Raw genomic sequence first — 23,333 nt, forward strand, 5'->3', positions numbered from 1 at the left:
TTGTGAGGGGCCTTGCCCGGTGGTAGCTGCTGTCGCCATGCACCGCAACGGAGGCGACATGGACCGCCCGCCCCTCATCCTCGGGCTGGAAAGCAGCTGCGACGACACCGCCGCGGCGCTGCTGCGCGGGCGCGAGGTGCTGTCTTCCGTCGTGATGGGGCAGGCCGAGCTGCACGCGGCCTTCGGCGGCGTGGTCCCCGAGATCGCCGCCCGCGCCCATGCCGAAAAGCTCGACCTTGCCGTGGAACGCGCGCTGGAAGACGCCGGCGTGACTCTGCCGCAGGTCGAGGCCGTGGCGGTGACCGCCGGGCCGGGGCTGATTGGCGGAGTTCTGTCGGGCGTGATGCTGGGCAAGGGGATTGCGGCGGGGCTGGACGTGCCGCTGGTGGGGGTGAACCACCTTGCGGGCCATGCGCTGACGCCGCGCCTGACTGACGATCTCACCTATCCCTACCTGATGCTGCTGGTCTCGGGCGGGCACTGCCAGTTCCTGATCGTGCGCGGCCCACAGGATTTCTCGCGCCTCGGCGGGACCATCGACGATGCCCCGGGCGAGGCCTTCGACAAGACCGCGCGCATCCTCGGATTGCCGCAACCCGGCGGACCCTCAGTCGAGGCCGAGGCCGCGGGCGGCAATGCCCGGCGGTTCGCCCTGCCCCGTCCCCTGCTGGACCGGCCCGGCTGCGACTTGTCTTTCTCGGGCCTCAAGACCGCCATGCTGCGCGAGCGCGACAAGCTGGTCGCGGCGCAGGGCGGGCTGCACGCGCAGGACCGCGCGGACCTTTGCGCCGCTTTCCAGGGCGCGGTGCGGCATGTGCTTGCCGAAAAGACCCGGCGCGCCCTGGCGCTTTATCTTGAGGAAGCCCCCGAGGTGCCTGCCTTTGCCATCGCGGGCGGCGTGGCCGCCAACGGCGCGATCCGGAGCGCCATGGAAAGCCTCTGCGCAGAGCACGGAGTGGCCTTTGTCGCCCCGCCGCTGCGCCTTTGCACGGACAACGCCGCGATGATCGCCTACGCCGGGTCCGAGCTGCTGGCCGCGGGCGAAAGGCACGGCATGGATCTGGCTGCCCGCCCGCGCTGGCCGCTCGATGCCTCTGCCGCGCCGCTGGTCGGATCGGGGCGCAAGGGCGCCAAGGCCTGAGACGGGCTGGACGCGGGCGCCCGGCGCGGTAGGGTCCGCGGAACAGCTTTCAGGAGGACAGACATGCTGGTTGCGCTCATCGCCAAGGACAAACCCGGGGCCCTGCAGACCCGCAAGGACAACCGCGAGGCCCACCTGGCCTACATCGAGGAAACGGGCGCCGTGTCCCAGGCGGGGCCGCTGCTCGACGCGGACGAGCAGATGATCGGCTCGCTGGTGGTGCTCGACGTGGCCGACATGGCAGCGGCGCAGGCCTGGGCCGACGGCGACCCTTATGCCAAGGCGGGGCTGTTCGAGAGCGTCGAGCTGCTGCCGTGGAAGAAGGTGATCGGATGAGATACTGGCTCTTCAAGTCCGAGCCCTCGACCTGGTCCTGGGAGGACCAAGTGGCCAAGGGCGACGCGGGCGAGGAATGGGACGGTGTCCGCAACTATCAGGCGCGCAACTTCATGCGCGAGATGGCGGTGGGTGATCGCGGGTTCTTCTACCATTCGCAGAAGGAAAAGGCCGTCGTGGGCATGGTCGAGGTGATCGCCGAGGCGCACCCCGACAGCACGACGGACGACGACCGCTGGGAATGCGTGGACATCAAGGCCGTGGCGCCTGCGAAGACGCCCGTCACGCTCGAAGACATCAAGCAGGTGCCGGAGCTGTCCGAGATGGCGCTGCTGCGCAATTCGCGGCTTTCGGTGCAGCCGGTGAGTGACGCGGAATGGAAGCTGGTCTGCAAGATGGCGGGACTGACGGCCTGAGATCGCGGGCCCTTGCGGCGCTCGTATCCGAGGCAGATCGCCGGAATTGCAGACGGAGGGCCGGACGATGCCCGGAACCCTCCGCCACACCCCCGCGCGCTCCCAACCCACGGCGCGAGATAATGTCGGTTCCGGCCATTCTGGCCTGTCGAATTGTTCTACGCCGCTCGATGCCGGAGAGCAAAGCCCAAGTCCTCGCAAATTGAGACAGTTGCGCGGCATTGAGGGTCTTGTTGGGGTAGCTTGAGCTCAAACTCTCGTGCCCGGCATGACGCAAGCCCCAGCAGTGTCGTCGGATACGATCTGCCCTTAAGGTCGGCTGCGCGGACCTAGCTGCCCACCAAGCCCTGCCTCGGCGGGCCCGGAACAAGGTGCTTTAGCCCCGCCGGGCCAGCACCGGACCGTCCCCGCGGTCTGGAGCTTTGGCAATTGCAAGGCATCGTTTCAGAGGTCATCCGTGCGTGGCGTGCATAAAGCGCCGACCTCAGAGGGCGCAACGCCAAACCACGGTCCGGCGCTGGACCGGCTTCGGTTGCACGAGCATCAAGGGAGAGATGGGCTCGAAGCGGTCATTGCTCTCCGCGCCCTTGCCTCTACCTGCCCCCCCAACATGCAAAAGGCGGGCCCCGAGGGGACCCGCCTTTCCGTCTCTTGCAGCGGCCGGGCCCAGCGGGGACCGGTCCGCAACCGCTTCAGTAGCGGTAGTGTTCCGGCTTGAACGGGCCGTTGGGGGCCACGCCGATATAGGCGGCCTGCTCGTCCGTCAGCTTGGTAAGCTTGGCGCCCACCTTGTCGAGGTGCAGGGCCGCGACCTTTTCATCGAGGTGCTTGGGCAGCACGTAGACGTCGTTCTTGTACTGGTCGCCCTTCGTCCAGAGCTCGATCTGCGCGAGCGTCTGGTTGGTGAAGGACGCCGACATCACGAAGGACGGGTGGCCGGTCGCGTTGCCGAGGTTCAGCAGGCGGCCTTCGGACAGCAGGATGATGCGATTGCCCGAGGGCATCTCGATCATGTCGACCTGGTCCTTGATGTTGGTCCACTTGTGGTTCTTCAGGTTGGCGACCTGGATCTCGTTGTCGAAGTGGCCGATGTTGCCGAGGATGGCCATGTCCTTCATCTCGCGCATGTGCTCGATGCGGACGATGTCCTTGTTCCCGGTCGTGGTGATGATGATGTCGGCCGTGGAGATCACGTCCTCCAGCAGAACCACCTCGAAGCCGTCCATCGCGGCCTGAAGCGCGCAGATCGGGTCGGCCTCGGTCACCTTCACGCGGGCGCCCGCGCCCTGCAGCGATGCTGCCGAACCCTTGCCCACGTCGCCGTAGCCGCAGACCACTGCGACCTTGCCGGCCATCATGGTGTCGGTGGCGCGGCGGATGCCGTCGACCAGCGATTCCTTGCAGCCGTACTTGTTGTCGAACTTCGACTTGGTGACGCTGTCGTTCACGTTGATCGCGGGGAAGGGCAGCTGGCCGGCCTTGGCGAGCTCGTAAAGACGGTGCACGCCGGTGGTCGTCTCTTCGGAAACGCCCTTGATGAGCTCGCGCTGCTTGGTGAACCAGCCGGGGCTGGAGGCCATGCGCTTCTTGATCTGGGCGAAGAGCGCCTCTTCCTCCTCGGAGGTGGGCGTCGCGATCAGCTCTTCCTCGCCCGCTTCGACGCGCGCGCCGAGCAGGATGTACATGGTCGCGTCGCCACCATCGTCGAGGATCATGTTCGCGCCGTCCTCGAAGAGGAAGATGCGGTCACAGTAGTCCCAGTATTCCACCAGCGTCTCGCCCTTGACGGCGAAGACGGGCGTGCCGCCCTCGGCGATCGCGGCGGCGGCGTGGTCCTGCGTCGAGAAGATGTTGCACGAGGCCCAGCGCACGTCGGCGCCCAGAGCGACGAGCGTTTCGATGAGAACCGCCGTCTGGATCGTCATGTGCAGGCTGCCCGCGATCCGCGCTCCCTTCAGGGGCTGCGCAGCTCCGTATTCTTCCCGTAGCGCCATGAGACCCGGCATTTCCGTCTCGGCAATGTCCAGCTCCTTGCGGCCAAACCCTGCAAGCGAAATATCCCTGACGACATAATCCTCAGCCATGAAAACCCTCCGGCTTCTGTTAAAGTTGGCACGGACGTAGCACCACGACCAACTCACGGCAACGTAGATGCCCGAGGGGGATGAACAGAGCCTTAGCTCAGACCGTTAATGGCGAAATATGTGGCACCGCTCAATACCAGCGTCCCGTGGCCGTCACCCAGACCGCGGCGAGATCGCCGGCCCCGAAATCCACCTGCCCAGCGATCCGGTGCAGCCGCAGGTCGGCCGAGCCCGATCCCGCAGAGGCGGCGCTGGCCCCACCAAGCGCGTCTTCGGATGGTGTGATCGCAAGACCGGTGGCGTCCAGCATCGCGGCGATGGCGGGTGTGCCGGAAAACGCTGCGGGAAAGCTCCAGCTTGCGGCCAGCCGCGCGCCGCTCTCCTTCGCAAGCGTCACCCTGCCCCGGCAGATCTGCGTCCCGTCGGCGAAACGCACGTAATGTCCCGCTGTGTTGCTGCCGCTTTCGATCACCGCGCCGGTGGGGGTGCCGCCCGATTGCCCGACCGCCCCCAGCAGGTTGCCCGGCCCGTAGCCGTAGTCGGCGCGCATCAGGCGCCCCGCCGTGGTGTCCGTCGCCGATTGCTGCACGGCCTCGCCGGTGACGATGCCCGTGGCCGGATCGGCCTCCAGCGCGGTGCGCCAGACGACTCCGTCGGCACTGACCTTGAGCGCGAAGGCGTCGGTGCCCGTGGTCCCCATCTCGGCCCGGCCGGACCAGCCGGTCTGGAACAGAAGGCTGGCGGTGTCGCTGGCAGCGGCCTTGTTGACCTTCACCTGATGCCCGGCGCCGTCGTGGGAGAAGAGACTGGCCTCCGACGCAACCGCAAGGCGGTTCACCTCGTCCGCGACGGTGTTGATGCCGAGCACCTCGTGCAGGCCCTTCCAGCCAGTGCCGTCGAAGACGACGAGATCCTCCTCGGCGGCGACCCAGGCCCGCCAGCCGGTCTGCGGTGGGGTGAAGAGCCAGCCTTCGGCGATCGAATAAAGCGCGATCTGCCCCTCGCGGCCCGCCCAGGCGCCGCCGGCACCGGCGCCGACGATATGGCGCGCGCCCTCGGCGGGATCCGCCGGAGGGGTGCCGCGGTCTCGGTCGGTCACGCCGAGCTGCACCACCAGATCGAGGTGGCGCAGGGCCTCGTTGTGCGTGACATGCTTCTGGGCCTGGGCGGGCAGGATGTAAGGCAGAGACAGGATCGCCGAGCGTTCGGACATGGGGCTTTCTCCGGAAGGAAGAGTGGCCCGAACATTCCGAAACAGGGTTAAGCCTTTGCCTCGGCGGCGTGCGGTGGCCCGGCCGAAAGGGACCGCGGCTGCGACCGGCCCTCAGTCGGTGTCGAACAGACTGTCGAGCTCGGACTTCACGCCGCGGGCCGCGACGATCATGAGCAGATCGCCTTCCTGCAACTCGGTATCTTCGAAGACCAGCGATTCGTCCTCGCCACGGGTCACGGCGATCACCTTGCTGTCACGCGGCATGTCGAGATCGCAGACGCGCTTGCCGGCGCGCTGCTTGCCGATCTGGTAGCCCATCACCTGAAGCCCCTTGTGCAGGCGCAGGTCGAGCGTGGCGTCGTTGTGATCCTCGATCACGTCCACGAGCGAGCGCGCCACGGTGGCATGCGGTGTGATCAGGTCCTTCAGCCCCAGCTCCTCGCAGACGGCCAGAAGCTCGGGGCGGACGATCTGGGGCACGACGCGCTCGAAGCCCACCGAGCGCCCGACGGCGGCGGCGAGGATGTTCACGTCGTCCTGGTTGGTGAGCGCCACCAGCGCGTCGGCATGGTCGCCGAAGGCGTCGCGCTGGACCGAGGGCAGCGTGCCGTCGCCGTGGATCATGCCGCAGTCCAGTTCCTCGGTCAGGGCGTCGAGCCGTTCGGCGTCGTGGTCGACCATGACGACCTCGTGGCCGTTCTCGCTCAGCCGCGTCGCGGTGGCCGTGCCGAAGCGCGAGGCCCCGATGATGACGATGCGCATAGTCGCTACCTCCCGAACCAGGTGATGGGTGACAGTGCCGCGATGAGGGCCAGGAATTCCAGCCGGCCCAGCAGCATCGCGACGACGAGGACATATTTGAGGTGCGGCGCCAGGTCGGCGTCGGTCAGGCCCGAGGACAGACCGACGGTGCTGAGCGCCGAGACCATGTCGAAGAGCGATCCCAGCGGGTCGAGCCCCGCGAGCAGGAAGATCATCCAGCCCACCATGAGCGAGATCGAATAGCACAGCGCCACCGCAGCGACCGAGGTGATGCGGTCGATCTCCACTTTCTGGCCGTGATCCAGAAGGCGGGTCACCGCCCGGTCGGGCGCCCGCATCCGGATCAGCGTGAGGCGCAGCATCTGGAAGGCGAGCAGGAGCCGGTCGATCTTGAGGCCCCCTGCCGTCGATCCCGTGCCGCCGCCGATCATCATCGCCGCCATCAGCAGGGCAAGGATCACCGGCGCGGCGCTGACCGGCGCGGCCGAGAAGCCTGCCGTGCTGAAACCGCTCAGGAAGTTCACGACGCCCGCGCCAATCTCCTCGGCCGTGAGCCCCCGCTGCCAAAGGGCGAAGGTCGAAACCGCCGCCCCGGCGGTCATGACCGAGAGCATGGCCCGCACGTTGGTCCGTTCCACGGCCGCACGCGGGCCGCGGCGCCGCAGATAGACGTATGTCATGAGCGAGAAGCTGGTCGAGATGCAGAGCGCGATGGTCACCCCCTGCGCCAGACCCGAGTAGCTGGCGAGGCTGTCGGGACGCGGGGAAAAGCCGCCGGTGGAGACGGCGGCGAGCGCGATCACCAGCGCCTCCCAAGGGGCAGGCATGAGCGGGATCAGCAGCACGATGCCCACCACGGTGATGGCCACGTAAGCGATCAGCATGGACCGCGCCTGCTGGCGGGTCGAGGTCATGATGTCGCTCTCGGTCATCCCGGCATTTCCCATGGCGCGCGCGGCCTTGCTTGGCCCGAGGATCAGCGCGGCGCCCGCAACGGCGATGGCGAACCCGCCCGTCCATTGCAGCCAGGCGCGCAGGACGTGGGCCGAGAGGGGCCAGTCGAGGCTGCCGCCGACCATCGACAGGCCGGTGGAGGTGACACCCGAGACGGCCTCGAAGACGGCGTCGGTGAAGCTCAACCCGAGGCTCATGAAGGCAGCCAGCGGCATGGCGCAGGCAATCAGGAGAAGTGCCGCGAGGGTGCAGACCGCCTCGATTGCGCGCAGATCGTCGGGATAACGCTGGAACCTGCCCAGGATCCCCGCGAGGATGCAGAGGGCAAGCGGAATGCCCAGCGCGACGGCAAGCTCGTATGCCCCTTCGACCAGCGCGACGGCGCAGGGAGGAAGCGGCACGGCGGCGAGAATGAATCCATGGGCCAGGATACTACGCCAGACCGCATCGGGCCGGGCACGCCAGGTGACGCTGGCTTGTCCGCGGGAATTGCTCAAATGGACTGGCTCTCGATCAAGACCAATTCTCAATGCGGTGCACCCGCCAATGGTTCCCGTCAACGCTTTTTCGGTGAACCGAACGCCGCGGTTGGCGTTCCCCTTCTTCACCAGGAGGCCAAATGTTCCAGGACCTATCGCTGCTCCCGATTTTCGGGATCTTTGCCGCGGCAACGCTCGTGATCCTCACCTGCGGGCTGCGGATGACCTATCTCGCCGACAAGCTTGCCGACCGCACCGGGCTGGGCGAGGCGATCATCGGCGGGGTCCTCTTGGGCGCGGCCACGTCCTTTTCGGGGGTGATCGTGTCGCTGACCGCGGCGCTAGACGGGCGCGCGTCGCTGGCCTTCTCCAACGGGATCGGCGGCATCGCGGCGCAGACGGCCTTTCTTGCGCTGGCCGACATCCTCTACCGCCGCGCCAACCTGGAACACGCCGCCGCCGACCTTGCCAACGTCTTTCAGGGCGGTCTGCTGATCCTGCTGCTGTCCCTGCCGCTCATGGCCATGACGGGCCCCGATATCGCGATCCTCGGCGTGCACCCGATTTCGCTGGTGCTGATCGTCGTCTACATCGCAGGCGTCAGCGGCTCTCGCGAGATCCGGATCAAACCCATGTGGAAGCCGGTCAAGACCCGCGAGACGGCCCCCGACGAACCCGAGGAGGAAGACCACGACCACCGGTCGACCTGGATGCTGCTGGCCGTGTTCCTCGGGCTGATGGCGCTCATGGGCATCTCGGGCTGGGGCCTGTCCAACGTGGCCTCCGTCATGATCGACCGCTTCTCGCTCGAGGCATCGGTCGTGGGCGCCCTGATGACCGCCGTCATCACCTCGCTGCCCGAACTCGTCACGACGCTCGCCGCCGTGCGGCAGGGCTCGCTGCAACTTGCCATGGGCGGCATCATCGGCGGCAACACCTTCGATGTGCTTTTCCTGACGCTGTCGGACGTGGGCTACCGCGACGGGTCGATCTATCACGCGGTGGGCACCAACGACATCTTCTGGCTTGCCACGGGCCTCGTAATGACGTCGATCGTGACACTCGGCATGCTCTACCGGCAGGAACAGGGCCCCGGAAGCATCGGGATCGAGAGTCTGCTCATCCTGCTGACCTACGGCACTGCAATCGGCCTTCAGGTCGCATTCTGATCCCTTGTACCGCGCCGCCGGGAACCTCAGGTTCTCGCCGGGTGTTTTGAACCGTTCGCAGAGGAAAACGCCGCCAGATGCCCACCAGAGACACGCGCCCCGTGCGCAGCATTGTCGACCGCCTGCACGACGTGTCCGATCGCGATTGCGTGCGGATGCAGGACATGGTGACCGCCTTCGGGCGTTCCTCCTTCCTGCCCATGATGATGCTGCCGGCATTGCTGGTGGTCTCGCCGCTCTCGGGCATCCCGTTCTTCTCGACCTTCTGCGGACTGACCATCGCCGTTATCTCGGGGCAGCTCCTGACCCAGCGCGAACATCTCTGGCTGCCGAACTTCCTGATGCGCCAGAAGGTTGAGGGCGAGAAAGCCCGCAACGCGGCGCAGAAGCTGCGCAAGGTGGCAAACTGGCTCGACGATCACGCTCGCGACCGCTTCAAGGTGCTGGTGTCCCGCGCCTTCCGGCCCTGGCTTGCCACGCTCTGCCTGTTCTGCGGCCTCTGCATGCCCCTGCTCGAGTTCGTGCCCTTTTCCTCCTCGATCCTCGGCGCCGCGGTGCTGTGCTTCTGCACGGCCATGCTGGCCGACGACGGACTTTTCGTGCTGCTGGGTCTGCTGATCATGTCGCTGGCCGCCATGGTCCCCGTGACGGTCTTCTGGCTGATCTGATTTCCGGCAGATTCCGGCCCCGCGCCGCGCGTGCGGGCAGATGCCTGTCACAGATTTGCAGAGACCGGGACCCGGCCTTTCGGGAACTGCGCAAGACAGCCACGGTTGGGTCTGCATCCGCCCGCCCCGAAGGAGCCCGCCATGCTGCCCGACGCCGACCAAGCCGACACTGCCGTCCGTACCACCGGCGATCCGGTCGTGTTCCTGCATGGCCTCTTCGAGACACCCGATGTCTGGGAGGGCCTGCTCGACCGACAGGGCGCGCTCATGCCCGAAACCGCCAACCTCCCGCTGCCCGGCCATACTGCCACGCACAGCCTCACCCGCACCGACTGGCTGCTGAAGGACGACCGCTTTCTCGAAGTCTATGCCCGCCACCTGCGCCAGCGGTTCGGCGGGCGCCGGGTGCGCCTGGTGGGGCACAGCACCGGTGGCCTCGTCGCCCTGCGTCTCGCGCTGGCCTACCCGGAGCTTGTCTCGGACATCTTCCTGGTATCGGCCCTTTTTCATGGCGAGAGCATCGTGAAATCGCGCACCCTCGCGCGCATGCTCGGGCTGCCCATCATCGGCTCGATCTCGGCGCGGCTGGTGCACCGGGCCTCGCTGTCGCGGCCTGACATGTTCCAGCGCTACTGCGGCACGGTGCAGGCCAATCCCACGAATCCGAGGCCCGTCCCCGAATCCATGCGCGAGGGGCTCCTTGCCTGCCCGCCACTCAGCCTTGCGCGGATCGTGCAATGGCTCGGCGCGCAGCAAATCGTGGATCGCTTCGGAGAACTAAATCTGCCCGTCACGGCGGTGGTCGGCGCGCGTGACCCGGTTCTGCCGGCCGATCACCAGCTAGACCTGCTGGGCCGTCTGCCCAACGCGCAGGCCACGTTGATGGACACCGGCCACCTGCCCTTCATCGAGGCGCCGCGCAATTTCGACCGCAGCTTCCTGGGCTGGCTCTACAGCCCCGCCTCAGCCCGCAAGGGCCCGAATGACGGCCACGATCACGCCGATGCCGACGAGAACCGCAAGGATCTGGACGGCAAGGGCTGAGCGCGCGCTTTCATTGGCAAGTTTCGGCAGGAGGCGCGGGCGGTCCGATGCCCCGGCATCTCCGGGTCCGGCGCGTGTCTCGCCGGTTTCAGGGTCACGCGGGAAGTCATCCTTCTCAGACATTGAATTGCTCCGATCGGCTGTGGTTCGCACGCTCTCGGAGCTTAACGCGGCGCGGTCCGCACCGTTCCGGTCAGGGCCGGTCCAGCCTCCTCGCGCCAACCCTCGTCATTCCGTACGAAGCGGCGTGTGGGTTCAGCGGCAAAACGCTCCTCATGGGCCACCATCCGCGTCACCTCGGCCTCGCCCGGCGCGGCCAGGTCGATCACGGCGAAATCGTTGCCCTGACCGCGGCTGCGCGTGGACAACCCCGTGCCCACGTGGACCTGAAGCATGTGCGCGCCGTGCTGCGAGCTCAGGAAGGGCTCGGCGCGCCAGCGGTGCAGGTGCCCCGACAGGATCAGCTGCGCGTTGCACTTCGCCAGCCGGTCAAGCGCGCGGGGGGCGCGTTTCATCAGCGTCTTCTCGGTATCGGGCTGGTGCTCGAACGGATGATGGGCCAGCACCACGTGGATGCGGTCCGGCGCGCTGAAGGCCTCGCAGGCCAATCGGATCTGTCCGCGGCGCACCCGCCCCCGTTGCCAGGACCAAGGGTCTGCGGTGTTGAGTCCCTGCATCGTCAGGTCGGCGTTTTCCCACAGCGGCGCAAGATCCTCGGAGATGTACTTGCGATAGCGTCCGAAGGGCCGCAGCAGCCGCAGCCAGAAGATATCGAGCGGGATGTCGTGGTTGCCCGGCACACCCACCCAGGGCGCGGAAAGGTTGTCGAGAAAGGCCCGCGCCGCACGGAACTGCCCGGGCCGCGCCCGCTGGGTAAAGTCCCCGGTCACGGCCACCACGTCCGGCTTCGCGATGTCGATCGCCTTGCGGAGAGGTTCGAGAAGCTCTGGCGCCTCGCGCCCGAAATGCAGGTCGGAGATATGGACGATGCGGCTCATGCCGCGTCCTTCGGCACCAGCATCCTGAGCGGACTTTCGGTCGGCTTTACCGTGAGCGGGGGCCGGAAGTAGCTGCGTTCGCCGTCATAGGCCACCTGCACCTTGCGGCGCTTCATCTCGATGCGGATATCGCGCCCCGTCCCCAGAGAGAACTCCTGCCCGTTGCGCGCCTTGCCGCGTGCCAGCGCCCAGGCGGCCGCGGCCAGCTCGCGCCGGCGGGTGCCCTTGCTGGCAAAGATGGCAAACTTGCCCTCGCGGATCGCGTCCGCCCCTTCGAGGTTGTAGCTCTCGAGCTGGTAGGCCGAGTTGGCGATGAACAGCAGCGGCGTGCGGATCTCCTGCGTGTCGCCATCCACCGTGATCGTCAGGTGCATAGGCTTGTGCATGCCGCAGAGGGCCAGCGCGACCGACCAGTAGGCGGCGATGCGCGACCGGCCCCAGCGCGAATAGACATCCTCGCGGCTCTCGAGGATCGAGGGATAGAGCCCGATGCTCGTGTTGTTGAGGAATAGCCGGTCGTTGACCACGCCCGTGTGCACGTCGCGCAGGTGTCCGCCCGCAATCACCGACACGGCAGGGCCGATTTCCTCGGGGATGTTATGGGCGCGGGCAAAGTAGTTGAACGTTCCCAGAGGCAGCACGCCGAACTGCGGACGGTCCTCGACCTTCATCAGCGCATCCGCCACCGCGGCCACCGTCCCGTCGCCGCCCGCGGCGACAACGATCTCGTGCCCGGCAGAAGCAGCTTCTCGTGCGGCGTCGGGCAGCTTCAGCCCACCCGTCACCAGCCGGACCCGCGCCTGCAGACCCGCCTCGCCCATGGCGCGCGCGATCTGCGCGGAACGCTCTTCGCCCCCGACATTGTCGCCAGAACCGGGATTCACGATCACGCAGATGGGATCAATGGACATGGACTACTGCCTTTCAGGAGAGGACCCGGGAGAAAACGCCCCGTAAATCAGGGCGTTCCCGGCGAACAGAAAAAGGGGCCGCCTTTCGACGGCCCCAAGATCCGGCTGGTGCAAGCCGATGGAAACAAGGGAAATTAGTCTTCCCAGCGTTCCATGTTCTTGAGCTCATCTTCGGTGTAGTCGGTTTCGACACGAAGATCGCTGTTCTCGGGATCTTCCATGATCTTCACGTCGTCATAGGCGACGGCGACCGGCTTTTCGCCAAGGCCGAGGAAACCACCCACGTCGAAGATCACCTGGTCGATCTTGCCTTCGTCGTTCAGGACAAGCTCGCCGATCTCGCCAATACGGTCACCGTCGGTGCCGAAGACCGGCTGACCTTCGAGGTCCTCGGCCGTCAGGGCATCGCGGGCTTCCTGGCTCATCTCGCTGGAGGCCATCTCTTCGCCTTCACCTTCGGTGGCGGCCATGTCGCCCGAACCTTCGCCCGAGGCCATTTCCTCGCCTTCGGTGGCACTCATGTTGCCTTCACCTTCGGCCGACGCCATCTCGCCGTCTTCGCCTTCGGTCGCGGACATCTCGCCCGAGCTGTCGGAGGCCATTTCTTCGCCTTCGCCGGTGCCCGTGGTGACCATCTCGCCGTTACCTTCGGCGGCGGCCATGTCTTCGCCCTCGCCTTCGGTGGCGCTCATGTCGCCGGAACCTTCGGAGGACGCCATGTCCTCACCGCCCTCTTCAGAGTCGGCGGGGCTCAGCTGGTCGCCGGTGTAGGCCACCATGGTCATGGCTTCTTCGCCTTCACCGCTGGTGTGGAAGTCGAGCGAGCCCATGTCGATCGCGACCTGCTGCGCGTCGCTCTGGACTTCACCGCTCGGCTCGAGAATGACCTGCGCGATGGTGCCGTCCTGGTTCAGGAAGACGTCGGTGATCGTGCCGACCTCGATCCAGCTGTCGGGAACGCTTTCGCCCTCGACTTCGTCCCAGTTCGGCGCTTCGCCGCTCTCGGTCATGTATACGCTCATATCCATCAGCGAGGACATGCGCATCTGTTCTGCACCGAGCTGCACCTCGGACTGATCGCTGCCCGAATCTTCCTGTGCCGCCAGCGGCATCGCGGTCATTGCAACAATCGCGGTCGTCGTAAGAAGCCGTTTCATGTGGAATCCTCCTTCCCGAAATGGCGGCGCCCTTTTTTCGGGTACTGTCCGCCTTGGCTGTGTGATCGGAAAACAGAACTCGGCGCCGAAATGTTGCGCAGGACGTGCAAAATATTCCTCTGAAAGTTCCGGAACCACGTGCGCGCATCCGACGTTCGCAGGCGCGCGCACGCCCTTTCAGAAAAATCGTCAGCCGTTCCAGAGCGGGGCGCGATCCCGCGCGACCTCGGCCCGCAGTTGCGCCCATGTCAGCCCTGTGAACAGCACGGTGCCGCCGATGATATTACCGAGAAGCGCCGGAAAGATGTAACCCCAGACCGCTTCGACAAGGCCAACCTCTCCGGCAAAGATCATGGCCGCGGCCTCGGCCGTACCCGCGATCACATGGGCGAAACCCGCCAGCGCGATCAGGTAGGTGAAGATGACGATCACGATGGTCTTGCTGTCGGCGTTCGACATGACCCAGACCAGCGACGCGACGAGCCAGCCGGCCCCCACCCCACGCAGCAGCACCTCAAGCCAGGAATGACCCAGAGCCTCGCCCGCCATGTAGACCAGCGCATCCCAGACACCGGGCTGCACGTCCGCAACGAGGTAGAGCACGTATCCGAAGACCCCCGCACCGATCAGGTTGAACACGAGCACCAGCGACCAGAGCCGCGCGAGGCACCGCAGGGATTCTCGCCCCGGCTTGTCAAGCGCGGGGCAGACGGCGGTGATGGTGTTCTCTGTGAAAAGTTGAAGCTGACCCAGGATCACGATCAGGAAGCCCACGGTATAACCGAGGGAGCTGACCAGCGGTCGCCAGTCGGTGTCGGGCAGGTGGCTGTGCAGCAGCGCCTTGGTCAGCGCCGAAAAGCCCAGCGCGATACCGGCAATGAAGCCCGAGGCCGCGAGCGAGGACATGGGGCGGTTGAGCTCGGCCTCGCCCTGTCGGCGGATGGCCTCGAAGATCGCCGGCGCCCCGATCGGGGCGCGTTCCTCGATGGCGCGGGATTCTCCCTCGTCGATGGCTTCGCTTGAGCTGCTGCTTTCTTCTTGGCGCGCCATGAGGGCTCCTTCCGCCTTGGGTTCCGAACGGTAAGCAATGCACCGGCGGGGCGGGGGGTTCCCCACCCCGCTTATGTGATCACACCTGCTGAACCGCGGCGACCGCCCGTTTCCAGGCCCCGTACTTCTCCTCACGGGCATCTTCGGCCATCGCGGGCTCGAACTTGCGCTCCAGCTCCCAGCCCTCGGCAAACCCTTCCATGTCCGGGTAGAGTCCGGCGCGGTAGCCCGCCAGCCAGGCCGCGCCCAGCGCCGTGGTCTCGAGGATGTCGGGACGGTCCACCGGCGCCCCGATGATGTCGGCCAGGAACTGCATCGCCCAGTCCGAGGCGCTCATCCCACCGTCCACGCGAAGCGCGGGGCTTTCGATGTCAGGCGAGGACCAGTCGGCCTTCATCGCCTCGAGCAGGTCGCGCGTCTGGAAGCCCACCGATTCCAGCGCCGCCTTGGCAAACTCCTCCGGCCCGCTGTTGCGGGTCAGCCCGAAGATCCCGCCGCGGCATTCGGCGTTCCAGTAGGGCGCGCCGAGACCGGTGAAGGCGGGCACGAGGATCACGTTCTGGCCATCGTCGGCGCGTTCGGCCAGCGGCTGGGTTTCCTCGGCCCGGCGGATCAGCTTGAGCCCGTCGCGCAGCCATTGCACCACGGCCCCGGCGATGAAGATCGACCCTTCGAGCGCGTAAGTCGGCTTGCCGTCGAGCTGGTAGGCGATCGTGGTCAGCAGCCGGTTTTCCGAGGTCACGGGTTCGTCGCCCGTGTTCAGGAGCGCAAAGCAGCCCGTGCCGTAGGTGGACTTGAACATGCCCGGCTTGAAGCAGGCCTGCCCGATGGTCGCGGCCTGCTGGTCGCCCGCGATGCCGAGGATCGGGATTTCCGCGCCGAACAGGTCCGACCGCGCCATGCCGAAGTCGGCGGCGCAGTCCTCGACCTCGGGCAGCATCTCCATGGGCACGCCCAGCATCTCGCACATCGTGGTGGACCAGCGGCCCTTGCGGATGTCGTACATCAGCGTGCGCGAGGCGTTCGAGGCATCGGTCACGTGGACCTTGCCGCCGGTGAGGTTCCAGATCAGCCAGCTGTCGACGGTGCCAAAGGCCAGTTCGCCCGCCTCGGCCCGTTCGCGGGCACCGTCCACCTCGTCCAGGATCCAGCCGATCTTGGTGCCCGAGAAATAGGGATCGAGCAGCAGCCCGGTCTTTTCCCGTGCCGTATCCTCGTGCCCGGCCTCGCGCAGCTTCTGGCAGGTGGCCGCGGTGCGGCGGTCCTGCCAGACGATGGCGCGGTGGATCGGCTTGCCGGTCTTGCGGTCCCAGATCACCGTGGTCTCGCGCTGGTTGGTGATGCCGATGCCCTTGATGTCGGCGGCGCGCAGCCCGGCCTTTTCCATCACCGCGCGGCAGGTCGCCGCCGTGGTGGACCACAGGTCCGAGGCGTCGTGCTCCACCCAGCCGCTGGCGGGGTAGTGCTGGTCGAATTCCTCCTGCGCGGTGGCGGCGATCTTCATGTCGCCGTCAAAGAGGATCGCGCGGCTCGACGTCGTCCCCTGATCGATTGCCAGGATGTAGCCCATGCCTGTCCTCCCTTTCTCACTCTCTTTACCATCGTGGCACGCAGCCGTGCCGGCTTCAAACTCCGCGCGGGGCCGGATAGGCTGCGCGCGAAGCGCAAATTCCGGGACCCGCATGAAACGCTCCGAGATCAACGACATCATCGCCGAAGGCGACGCCTTCATCCGTGGCTTCGGCCATATCCTGCCGCCCTTCGCCTACTGGGAGCCGGAGAAGATCGCCGCCCCCGAGGCCGCGCTGATCCGTGCGCGTGGCCTTGGCTGGGACATCACCGACTACGGCGAGGGACGCTTCGACGAGATGGGGCTGTTCCTTTTCACCACGCGCAACGGCACGCTCGACGATCTGAAGACGGGCGGCGGGATGCTCTATGCCGAGAAGATCATGATCTCGCGCCGGGACCAGCTCTCGCCCATGCACCGGCACAACGTGAAGGCCGAGGACATCATCAACCGCGGCGGCGGCGACCTGGTGATCGAGCTGTTCGCCCCCGATGCCGAGGGCAACATCGACCCCGAGGCCGACGTGACCGTGCCCTGCGACGGCGTCATGCGCACCGTCAGCGCCGGCGGCTTGCTGCACCTCAAGCCCGGTGAAAGCGTCACGTTGATGCCCGGCGTCTGGCACGCCTTCTGGGCCGAGGGCGCGGATTGCCTCATCGGCGAGGTTTCGACCGTCAACGACGACCGCACCGACAACGTCTTTCGCGAGCCCATCGGGCGGTTCTCGCAGATCGAGGAAGACGTGGACCCTGTGCATCTGCTGGTGTCCGACTACGCCGACTGAACCTACTCGGCGGCCGAGCGGGTGGAGCCGCCCTGCCCCTCGGCCATCCAGGAATCGAGCGCGGTGATCTCGCCCTCGGACATGCGCAGCCCCAGCTTGCTGCGCCGCCAGACGATGTCCTCGGCCCGGCGCGCCCATTCGCGGTCCTGAAGCCACGCCACCTCGCGCGCCGTCAGCGTGCCGCCGAAATCCCGGCCCAGATCCTCGACGGTCTTGGCGTCGCCCAGCACGTCCCACGCTTCCTTGCCGTAGGCCCGGATCAGGCGGCGCGAGGCGTAGTCCGACAGGAAAGGATAGTCGGACTTCAGCGTCTTCATCAGCTTGGCCACGTCCTCGACCGGGAAGTCGCCACCGGGCAGGGGCACGCCGGCGGTCCACTCGCCCTTGTCGACCCCGAGTTGCGCGCAGATCTTTTCCAGCGCGCTTTCGGCCAGCCGGCGGTAGGTGGTGATCTTGCCGCCAAAGACGTTCAGCAGCGGCGCGCCGCCCGCGTCGTCGACCTTCAGCGTGTAGTCGCGGGTGGCCGCGGTGGCCGAGCTGGCCCCGTCATCGTAGAGCGGCCGCACGCCCGAGTAGGACCAGACCACGTCGTCCTCGGTCACGTCCTGCTTGAAGTATTCGTTGACGAAATCCAGCATGTAGCGCCGTTCTTCCGGCGTGCAGACGGGCTTTTGATCGGGGTCCTCGTGCTCGGCGTCGGTGGTGCCGATGAGGGTGAAATCCTCCTCGTAGGGAATCGCGAACATGATCCGCCCGTCGGTGCCCTGGAAGAAGTAGCACTTGTCGTGATCGAAGAGCTTGCGGGTCACGATGTGGCTGCCGCGGACCAGCCGCACGCCGTCGGTCGAGTTGGAATGTACCGTGCCGCTGATGATGTCGCCCACCCAGGGGCCGCCCGCGTTCACCAGCATCTTTGCGCGCACCGTGCGGGTTTCGTCCGAGCCGCGATCCTGCAGCGTAATCTCCCAGACGCCGCTTTCGCGCCGCGCCTCGGTGACCTTGGTGCGGGTCATGATCTTGGCACCGCGCTGCGCCGCGTCGCGGGCGTTCAGCACCACCAGCCGCGAATCCTCGACCCAACAGTCGCTGTACTCGTAGGCCTTCTCGAACTTGTCCTTAAGCGGCGCACCCTCGGGGGCCGTGGTCAGGTCCAGCGTCGAGGTCGCCGGCAGGATCTTTCGCCCGCCGAGGTTGTCGTACATGAACAGGCCCATGCGGATCAGCCAGGCCGGACGCCGGCCCTTCATCCAGGGCATGAATGTGTTGAGCAGCTTCGACGTCGGCGTCTCGTTCTCGAAGCGCATCGACGGATGATAAGGCAGCACGAAACGCTTGGGCCACGAGATGTGGGGCATGGCGCGCAGCAGCGTCTCGCGCTCGATCAGCGCCCCGCGCACCAGCCGCACCTCGAAATACTCCAGATACCGCAGCCCGCCGTGGAACAGCTTGGTCGAGGCAGAGGAGGTCGCCCAGGCCAGGTCGTTCATCTCGGCCAGCGCAACCGAGAGGCCCCGCCCGGCGGCGTCGCGGGCGATGCCGCAACCATTGATGCCCCCGCCGATGATGAAGAGATCGTGGATGTCCTCGTCCATGGCCGCGCTCCCATACGCTTTCCCTTGGGTGCGGAGGTAACGCGTTTCCGGCGCATTTCAAAGCACCAATTTTCGCTTTGGTTCGTTTTTGCGCGAATTGGCCCAAAGCGAAAATCAAAAACCGATATTTCGCAAAATGGCTCCCAATCCGCGGCGCGGCCGCGCGAAACCGCGCACGCCCTTTGGCGCTCTCCCGGCCCCGGGCTTGCCACGGCGCCTCGTTTCGGCCATCCGGGTCAGGGGGACACGAAACGCCGAAATTTGCGGCAGTGTCGGAATGCCAGACAGAGGACGGACGGATCATGGAGACGGTGCAGCGCAGCGCATCGGCCGAGACGGTCACGGGGATCGCGATGATGTGCATCGGGGTCGCCTGCCTGAGCGTGAACGACGCCATCGCCAAGACACTCACCGACACCTATCACCCGATCCAGATCCTGCTGATGCGCAACGCCATCGCCCTGCCCTTTGCCGCGGGCATCGCGCTGGCCATGGGCGGGCGCCGCGCGCTGCGATCCTACCGCCCGGCGGCGCACCTCGTGCGCGGGGTGCTGTGGATCGCGGCGGCGATCTGCTTCTTCACGGGCCTGCGGTTTCTCGGGCTGGCCGAGGCCACCACGCTGGTCTTCGCCGCGCCGGTCTTCATCACGGGGCTGTCGGCCCTGCTGCTGAAGGAGGACGTGGGCTGGCGGCGCTGGACCGCCGTGCTCGTGGGCTTCGCGGGCGTCATCATCGTGGTCCGCCCGGGCGGCGCGACCTTCCAGGCGGCCTCGCTCTACCCTGTGGCCACCGCCATGATCTACGCATTGCTGATGATCAGCGCACGTTGGGTCGATCCGCGCGAAAGCGTCTGGACCATGATGCTCTACCTCGTGGCCGCCGGGGCCCTGCTGAGCGCCCTTCTCGCGCCGCTTGTCTGGGTGCCGCTCCAGATGACCCACCTCTGGCTCTTCTTTGCCATCGCGCTGTTCGGGACCTGCGGCATGGCGCTGATGACCCAGGCCTTCCGCTTTGCCCCGGCCGCCGTGGTGGCACCCTTCGACTACACCGCGCTGCTCTGGGCCACGATCCTGGGCTGGCTGCTCTGGAACGAAGTGCCGGATTCGGTGACCTACCTCGGCGCCTCGATCATCATCGGCTCGGGTCTCTTCATCGTCTGGCGCGAACAGCGCATCGCGCGGAGCGCCTAGACCCCGACGCGGGCAGCGCAGTACCATGGGCAAGAGACCCCGCCCATCGCATACGAGGGACATGCTCGGATGCCCTACGACCGCGCACATGAAAATGCCAAGCGCTGCCCGGAATGTGGTGGCGCGGTGCAGTTCCTGCACGTTCTGATGCAGGTTCGGCGCAACAGCGGGTGGCGACACCACTGCGCCCGTTGCGGTGATATGGGCTACATTCCCGATCCGCCCCGGACGGACGAAGAAATGTTCCTGGAGCACCTGACGCAGTTGAAAACGAGGCTCCTGAAGCTTCACCAAAACGGCAACCCGCTGCCGCCGGACTCAGAAAGGCGCCGCGTCGTCCGCATGTCCGAGCTTCGGAATCCGCCGTCGGACGACTGGAAGCGGGGGCAGGCCGACGCCTTCGACGCACTCTGGTCGACCTATTGCGACCTCGAGGCCCGGGCCATCGCGATGGGGCTCATCGACGGATACATCGAACCGACCCCCGGCGAGTATTAGCGGATCGCGCGCCTTAGAGCGCGCCGATCGCCCCGATCAGCATCCGGCCCGCGGTCAGGATCAGGAAACCGCCGAAGACCCGCTTGAGCAGCGCCGGGTTCAGCCAGTGCGCCAGCCGCGCCCCGAGCGGCGCGCAGAGCACCGTGGCACAGACCACGACGCCCGCGGCGGCCAGGTTCACCTGCCCCACGGTCAGCGGCGGCGCATCGGCGGCGGTCGGCACCAGCAGGAATCCGATGACCGCGGGCACCGCGATCACCACGCCCATGCCCGCCGATGTAGCCACCGCCTGGTGCGGGCCACGACCGAAATAGGTCAGGAAGGGCACGAAGAACGATCCGCCGCCAATGCCGATCAGCGCCGAGAGCATCCCGAAGAGCGTCGCGCAGGCGGTCGTGATCGGCGGACGGGGCAGCGTGGCGCCCGGACGGGCCACCGAGGGCGCCAGCATCATGTAGAGCCCCACGCAGCTGCCGATGACGCCGAAGATCGCCTGCAGGTGCACGGATTCCACGATCTGCGCCAGCCCCATGCCCACCAGCGCACCCACCGCGACCGCCGGGGCCAGGCGCTTGAGCAGCGCCATGTCCACCGCGCCCCGCGTCCAGTGCGCCCGCACCGACCGGCTCGAGGTCACGATGATCGTGGCAAGCGAGGTGGCCACCGCCATCTGCATCGCTCCGGTCCCCGAGTAGCCCCAGAGCTCCAGCACCACGAGGAACGCGGGCACGAGGACGATGCCCCCGCCGACGCCGAGCAGGCCCGCAAGAATTCCCGCTGCCGATCCAGCGACCAGAAGGATGATGACGAACTGGATTGCGAGGGCTGCGCTCATCCGGGGCTCCTGTTCCACCTGGCTGCTGCGATCCGGGTGGCGGGCGGTGGCGCCTTGTGGCCGGACCTGGCGGGAAGGGCCCACCGTGGCTCGGCACGCGGGTACCGCCGCACGCGCACCTAGGCAAGGAGATCCCTACGCAGGGGCCGGGGCGGCAGAGCTGGCCGCGGTCCCTCAGGCGCTTTCGCGCACCTCCAGCCGCCCCAGGAAGGTCCGGTCGAGGTTCGAGGTATCGGCATGTTCAAGAATATCGACCAGGTAGTTGGCCATCTCCATGATCGGCTGCCGATATGTGGTCAGCCTGTAGTTGGGGCTTGCCGCCTGCGGCACGTCGTCGAACCCGATCACGGCGATATCGTCGGGCACCTTCAGCCCGAGACCATGTCGGATCGTGTCGATCGCACCCAGCGCAAGCGCATCGTTCTCGCACACTATGATGTCGGGCCGCTCGGCCGGGGTGCGGTCCTTCAGAGTCTCGTGGACGACCTCCGCGCTCAGCAGCGGATCGTAGGCCTCGACCGAGACCGATTCAGGCTGGAACCCACGGCTCTCCATCCAGGCCCGCACGAAGGTCTCCTTCCGCATCAGGTGGGCCGAGGTCGTGCGCGGCCCGGCGAGGTAGAGGGGCGCACTGTAGCCGCGGTCGAGAACGTACCGGGCGATTTCCCGCGTCGCCGCCTCGTCATCGACGCAGATCGAGATGGTGTTCGGGTCTTCCGACCCGCGCGCGAAGATGATGAGCTTCTTGAAGTGCCGGGCCTTGTGCGCGGCGCGCAGCACCTCGTCGTCGAACTGAAGCCCGATCAGGATCGTCGCGTCCACGCGCCTCTGGCTGGCGTTCATCAGCGCGGGCGCCGCGTCATCGGGGTCGAGCGTGTTCACCAGCAGCGTATCCCAGCCCCGGCGGCGCAATGCGCGCGTAAGCCGTTCCAGCATCACCAGCTTGTGCGGGTTGGCAAAGTCGTCGATCAGCACTGCCACCAGGTGCGACCGTGTCGAGGCCAGCGCGGAGGCGTGCAGGTCGGGCACATAGCCGAGCGACTGCGCCGCCTCCATCACCCTGCTGCGTGTCTTGGGCGAGATCGAGGCTTCCTTCTTGAAGGCGCGGTTGACCGTCCAGCGCGACACGCCCGCCGCGGCGGCCACGTCATCAGCGGTCACGTTCTGACGCGGGGCACCATCGTTCAAGACTCGCCATCCTCCTGTGATTCGCGCCGGAGCGGACCTTTATTTCCGCCCCCTGCACCCGACTCATATCGCTGAAAAGCCTGCAATGCACGGGTAATGCACGCGCGTGCAGAAATATCTTGCACGCGCGGGCAAAACCGATATCCCTATTGCCAGGCGGTGGGAGAGAGCACCGCGGTCTGGGAGGAATCCATGCTGAAAGTTGGTTTGCTCGGCGCCGGCCGGATCGGTCAGGTGCACGCTGTGAACATCGCGAACAATCCGCGCTCGACGCTGGCGGCGGTGTCCGACGTCAACACGCCTGCGGCAGAGAAACTCGCCGCGCGACATGGCGCCGTGGCCCAAAGCTCGGACGCGATCATCGCGGATCCCTCCATCGACGCCGTGCTTGTCGCCACCTCGACCGACACCCATTCCGACCTGATCGAGGCGGCCACCGCCGCGGGCAAGGCGGTCCTCTGTGAAAAGCCCGTGGATCTGTCGCTGGAACGCGCGCGCGCCTGCCTCGACAAGGTTGGCGCAACCGGCAAGCCGGTGATGATCGGCTTCAACCGCCGCTTCGATCCGAACTTCGCAGCACTTCGTGCCGCCAGCCTGAGGGATGACATCGGCAAGTCCGAACTGCTCTCGGTCACGTCATTTGATCCAGCGCCGCCGCCGGTCAGCTACGTGAAGGTCTCCGGCGGGCTCTTCCGGGACATGATGATCCACGACTTCGACATGGCGAATTTTCTCATGGGCGAAACGCCCGTCACGGTCAGCGCCATCGGCAGTGCGCTGGTCGACCCCGAGATCGGCGCGGCAGGCGACGTCGACACAGCCGTGGTCACGATGACCTACGCCGACGGCCGCATCGCCGTCATCAAGAACAGCCGCCGCGCGGTCTACGGCTACGACCAGCGGGTCGAGCTGCTTGGTGCCGAAGGGATGCTGCAGGTAACCAACATGCTGGAAAACACCGTCGTGACCTCGACCGCCGCCGGCGTGTCATCGGCCAAGCCCACACACTTTTTCCTCGAGCGGTACATGCCCGCCTACGCGGCCGAGTGGGAGGCGTTCCTCGCGGCGCTGCTCGACGGGGCGCCGCTGCCGGTCACGCTCGAGGACGGCGTCGCCGCTCTGGCCATGGCCGAGGCCGCGACGGAATCGCTCAGGACCGGATCGCCCGTCACCCTGAAGGGGTGACACGGGGGAACCGTCGCGCGCGCCGGCTGAGGAGAGACGGCGCCCGCGACCGGAAGACCCGGCCCCAAGGCCGGGAGACAGCAGCGGCGAAAGACGTCGCCGCGCAGAT

22 protein-coding genes are annotated in these 23,333 nt (G+C 66.7%); 10 read left to right on the plus strand and 12 right to left on the minus strand.

Features of this window, described 5'->3' with window-relative positions:
• The first annotated feature begins 58 nt into the window (after nucleotides 1–58).
• From tsaD to C8N44_RS13875, 3 genes are all read left to right on the plus strand, one after another.
• A complete protein-coding gene (tsaD, locus tag C8N44_RS13865; RefSeq protein ID WP_107977370.1) occupies nucleotides 59–1,141 on the plus strand; it encodes a tRNA (adenosine(37)-N6)-threonylcarbamoyltransferase complex transferase subunit TsaD in 1,083 nt (360 codons plus the stop codon).
• 63 nt (nucleotides 1,142–1,204) lie between these two features.
• Nucleotides 1,205–1,477: a YciI family protein gene (locus C8N44_RS13870; protein ID WP_107977371.1), complete on the plus strand. Its 273-nt coding sequence runs from the start codon at nucleotides 1,205–1,207 to the stop codon at nucleotides 1,475–1,477.
• Nucleotides 1,474–1,893 carry an EVE domain-containing protein gene (locus C8N44_RS13875; protein ID WP_107977372.1) on the plus strand — a complete coding sequence of 140 codons (420 nt, stop codon included), beginning with the start codon at nucleotides 1,474–1,476 and terminating at the stop codon, nucleotides 1,891–1,893. The genes C8N44_RS13870 and C8N44_RS13875 overlap by 4 nt, the downstream gene beginning before the upstream one ends.
• A 692-nt stretch (nucleotides 1,894–2,585) precedes the next feature.
• Here the strand turns inward: C8N44_RS13875 and ahcY are convergent.
• The 4 genes from ahcY to C8N44_RS13895 all read right to left on the minus strand — a co-directional run bounded on the left by ahcY (nucleotide 2,586) and on the right by C8N44_RS13895 (nucleotide 7,403).
• On the minus strand, nucleotides 2,586–3,977 hold the full coding sequence (ahcY, locus tag C8N44_RS13880; protein ID WP_107977373.1) for an adenosylhomocysteinase: 1,392 nt from the start codon (nucleotides 3,975–3,977) through the stop codon (nucleotides 2,586–2,588).
• Between the two features lie 130 nt (nucleotides 3,978–4,107).
• Nucleotides 4,108–5,190 (minus strand): DUF2793 domain-containing protein, encoded by a 1,083-nt coding sequence (locus C8N44_RS13885; protein ID WP_107977374.1) that lies wholly within the window; start codon nucleotides 5,188–5,190, stop codon nucleotides 4,108–4,110.
• Between the two features lie 111 nt (nucleotides 5,191–5,301).
• Nucleotides 5,302–5,952, minus strand: a complete 651-nt coding sequence (locus C8N44_RS13890; protein ID WP_107977375.1) for a potassium channel family protein — start codon at nucleotides 5,950–5,952, stop codon at nucleotides 5,302–5,304.
• Nucleotides 5,953–5,957: 5 nt separating this feature from the next.
• Nucleotides 5,958–7,403: a TrkH family potassium uptake protein gene (locus C8N44_RS13895; protein WP_107977376.1), complete on the minus strand. Its 1,446-nt coding sequence runs from the start codon at nucleotides 7,401–7,403 to the stop codon at nucleotides 5,958–5,960.
• Between the two features lie 122 nt (nucleotides 7,404–7,525).
• Here C8N44_RS13895 and C8N44_RS13900 point away from each other — a divergent pair, with 122 nt between their 5' ends.
• The 3 genes from C8N44_RS13900 to C8N44_RS13910 all read left to right on the plus strand — a co-directional run bounded on the left by C8N44_RS13900 (nucleotide 7,526) and on the right by C8N44_RS13910 (nucleotide 10,266).
• On the plus strand, nucleotides 7,526–8,554 hold the full coding sequence (locus C8N44_RS13900; protein WP_107977377.1) for a sodium:calcium antiporter: 1,029 nt from the start codon (nucleotides 7,526–7,528) through the stop codon (nucleotides 8,552–8,554).
• Nucleotides 8,555–8,631: 77 nt separating this feature from the next.
• The gene (locus tag C8N44_RS13905; RefSeq protein ID WP_107977378.1) at nucleotides 8,632–9,222 is read left to right on the plus strand and encodes an exopolysaccharide biosynthesis protein; all 591 of its coding nucleotides are present in this window, start codon (nucleotides 8,632–8,634) and stop codon (nucleotides 9,220–9,222) included.
• 141 nt (nucleotides 9,223–9,363) lie between these two features.
• Complete coding sequence (locus tag C8N44_RS13910; protein WP_107977379.1) at nucleotides 9,364–10,266, plus strand: alpha/beta fold hydrolase; 903 nt, start codon at nucleotides 9,364–9,366, stop codon at nucleotides 10,264–10,266.
• Between the two features lie 164 nt (nucleotides 10,267–10,430).
• Here C8N44_RS13910 and C8N44_RS13915 read toward each other — a convergent pair whose 3' ends face one another.
• The 5 genes from C8N44_RS13915 to glpK form a co-directional block, all read right to left on the minus strand.
• Nucleotides 10,431–11,264, minus strand: coding sequence for a metallophosphoesterase family protein (locus C8N44_RS13915; RefSeq protein ID WP_107977380.1), 834 nt, complete (start codon nucleotides 11,262–11,264; stop codon nucleotides 10,431–10,433).
• The gene (locus C8N44_RS13920; RefSeq protein WP_107977381.1) at nucleotides 11,261–12,175 is read right to left on the minus strand and encodes a diacylglycerol/lipid kinase family protein; all 915 of its coding nucleotides are present in this window, start codon (nucleotides 12,173–12,175) and stop codon (nucleotides 11,261–11,263) included. Before C8N44_RS13920 ends, C8N44_RS13915 begins: the two co-directional genes overlap by 4 nt.
• Nucleotides 12,176–12,309: 134 nt before the next feature.
• Nucleotides 12,310–13,332: a PRC-barrel domain-containing protein gene (locus tag C8N44_RS13925; protein WP_107977382.1), complete on the minus strand. Its 1,023-nt coding sequence runs from the start codon at nucleotides 13,330–13,332 to the stop codon at nucleotides 12,310–12,312.
• Between the two features lie 189 nt (nucleotides 13,333–13,521).
• On the minus strand, nucleotides 13,522–14,382 hold the full coding sequence (locus tag C8N44_RS13930; protein WP_158274055.1) for a formate/nitrite transporter family protein: 861 nt from the start codon (nucleotides 14,380–14,382) through the stop codon (nucleotides 13,522–13,524).
• A 79-nt stretch (nucleotides 14,383–14,461) separates the two neighbouring features.
• Complete coding sequence (glpK, locus tag C8N44_RS13935; protein WP_107977384.1) at nucleotides 14,462–15,952, minus strand: glycerol kinase GlpK; 1,491 nt, start codon at nucleotides 15,950–15,952, stop codon at nucleotides 14,462–14,464.
• Nucleotides 15,953–16,064: 112 nt separating this feature from the next.
• On the opposite strand from glpK, the gene C8N44_RS13940 reads away from it, so the two are divergent.
• A complete protein-coding gene (locus C8N44_RS13940; protein WP_107977385.1) occupies nucleotides 16,065–16,736 on the plus strand; it encodes a D-lyxose/D-mannose family sugar isomerase in 672 nt (223 codons plus the stop codon).
• Nucleotides 16,737–16,738: 2 nt separating this feature from the next.
• Here the strand turns inward: C8N44_RS13940 and glpD are convergent, their stop codons facing one another.
• Nucleotides 16,739–18,328 carry a glycerol-3-phosphate dehydrogenase gene (gene glpD, locus C8N44_RS13945; protein ID WP_107977386.1) on the minus strand — a complete coding sequence of 530 codons (1,590 nt, stop codon included), beginning with the start codon at nucleotides 18,326–18,328 and terminating at the stop codon, nucleotides 16,739–16,741.
• Between the two features lie 302 nt (nucleotides 18,329–18,630).
• On the opposite strand from glpD, the gene C8N44_RS13950 reads away from it, so the two are divergent.
• Entirely contained in the window at nucleotides 18,631–19,518 is an 888-nt protein-coding gene (locus tag C8N44_RS13950; protein WP_107977387.1) for a DMT family transporter, read from the plus strand.
• A 69-nt stretch (nucleotides 19,519–19,587) separates the two neighbouring features.
• Complete coding sequence (locus tag C8N44_RS13955) at nucleotides 19,588–20,016, plus strand: hypothetical protein (protein WP_107977388.1); 429 nt, start codon at nucleotides 19,588–19,590, stop codon at nucleotides 20,014–20,016.
• A 13-nt stretch (nucleotides 20,017–20,029) separates the two neighbouring features.
• Here C8N44_RS13955 and C8N44_RS13960 read toward each other — a convergent pair whose 3' ends face one another.
• Entirely contained in the window at nucleotides 20,030–20,851 is an 822-nt protein-coding gene (locus C8N44_RS13960; protein WP_107977389.1) for a sulfite exporter TauE/SafE family protein, read from the minus strand.
• Nucleotides 20,852–21,025: 174 nt separating this feature from the next.
• Nucleotides 21,026–22,039 carry a LacI family DNA-binding transcriptional regulator gene (locus C8N44_RS13965; protein ID WP_107977390.1) on the minus strand — a complete coding sequence of 338 codons (1,014 nt, stop codon included), beginning with the start codon at nucleotides 22,037–22,039 and terminating at the stop codon, nucleotides 21,026–21,028.
• 192 nt (nucleotides 22,040–22,231) lie between these two features.
• On the opposite strand from C8N44_RS13965, the gene iolG reads away from it, so the two are divergent.
• Nucleotides 22,232–23,224, plus strand: a complete 993-nt coding sequence (iolG, locus tag C8N44_RS13970; protein WP_107977391.1) for an inositol 2-dehydrogenase — start codon at nucleotides 22,232–22,234, stop codon at nucleotides 23,222–23,224.
• The last annotated feature ends 109 nt before the right edge of the window (nucleotides 23,225–23,333 follow it).

Origin of the sequence: Allosediminivita pacifica (assembly GCF_003054175.1) — a bacterium.
Lineage (GTDB): Bacteria > Pseudomonadota > Alphaproteobacteria > Rhodobacterales > Rhodobacteraceae > Allosediminivita > Allosediminivita pacifica.

What these genes read in the sequence shown, in the direction of transcription:
- tsaD (WP_107977370.1), top strand. Translation starts at nt 59, where the DNA reads ATGGACCGCCCGCCCCTCATCCTCGGGCTGGAAAGCAGCTGCGACGAC.
- C8N44_RS13870 (WP_107977371.1), top strand. Translation starts at nt 1,205, where the DNA reads ATGCTGGTTGCGCTCATCGCCAAGGACAAACCCGGGGCCCTGCAGACC.
- C8N44_RS13875 (WP_107977372.1), top strand. Translation starts at nt 1,474, where the DNA reads ATGAGATACTGGCTCTTCAAGTCCGAGCCCTCGACCTGGTCCTGGGAG.
- ahcY (WP_107977373.1), bottom strand. Translation starts at nt 3,977, where the DNA reads ATGGCTGAGGATTATGTCGTCAGGGATATTTCGCTTGCAGGGTTTGGC.
- C8N44_RS13885 (WP_107977374.1), bottom strand. Translation starts at nt 5,190, where the DNA reads ATGTCCGAACGCTCGGCGATCCTGTCTCTGCCTTACATCCTGCCCGCC.
- C8N44_RS13890 (WP_107977375.1), bottom strand. Translation starts at nt 5,952, where the DNA reads ATGCGCATCGTCATCATCGGGGCCTCGCGCTTCGGCACGGCCACCGCG.
- C8N44_RS13900 (WP_107977377.1), top strand. Translation starts at nt 7,526, where the DNA reads ATGTTCCAGGACCTATCGCTGCTCCCGATTTTCGGGATCTTTGCCGCG.
- C8N44_RS13905 (WP_107977378.1), top strand. Translation starts at nt 8,632, where the DNA reads ATGCCCACCAGAGACACGCGCCCCGTGCGCAGCATTGTCGACCGCCTG.
- C8N44_RS13910 (WP_107977379.1), top strand. Translation starts at nt 9,364, where the DNA reads ATGCTGCCCGACGCCGACCAAGCCGACACTGCCGTCCGTACCACCGGC.
- C8N44_RS13915 (WP_107977380.1), bottom strand. Translation starts at nt 11,264, where the DNA reads ATGAGCCGCATCGTCCATATCTCCGACCTGCATTTCGGGCGCGAGGCG.
- C8N44_RS13920 (WP_107977381.1), bottom strand. Translation starts at nt 12,175, where the DNA reads ATGTCCATTGATCCCATCTGCGTGATCGTGAATCCCGGTTCTGGCGAC.
- C8N44_RS13925 (WP_107977382.1), bottom strand. Translation starts at nt 13,332, where the DNA reads ATGAAACGGCTTCTTACGACGACCGCGATTGTTGCAATGACCGCGATG.
- C8N44_RS13930 (WP_158274055.1), bottom strand. Translation starts at nt 14,382, where the DNA reads ATGGCGCGCCAAGAAGAAAGCAGCAGCTCAAGCGAAGCCATCGACGAG.
- glpK (WP_107977384.1), bottom strand. Translation starts at nt 15,952, where the DNA reads ATGGGCTACATCCTGGCAATCGATCAGGGGACGACGTCGAGCCGCGCG.
- C8N44_RS13940 (WP_107977385.1), top strand. Translation starts at nt 16,065, where the DNA reads ATGAAACGCTCCGAGATCAACGACATCATCGCCGAAGGCGACGCCTTC.
- glpD (WP_107977386.1), bottom strand. Translation starts at nt 18,328, where the DNA reads ATGGACGAGGACATCCACGATCTCTTCATCATCGGCGGGGGCATCAAT.
- C8N44_RS13950 (WP_107977387.1), top strand. Translation starts at nt 18,631, where the DNA reads ATGGAGACGGTGCAGCGCAGCGCATCGGCCGAGACGGTCACGGGGATC.
- C8N44_RS13955 (WP_107977388.1), top strand. Translation starts at nt 19,588, where the DNA reads ATGCCCTACGACCGCGCACATGAAAATGCCAAGCGCTGCCCGGAATGT.
- C8N44_RS13960 (WP_107977389.1), bottom strand. Translation starts at nt 20,851, where the DNA reads ATGAGCGCAGCCCTCGCAATCCAGTTCGTCATCATCCTTCTGGTCGCT.
- iolG (WP_107977391.1), top strand. Translation starts at nt 22,232, where the DNA reads ATGCTGAAAGTTGGTTTGCTCGGCGCCGGCCGGATCGGTCAGGTGCAC.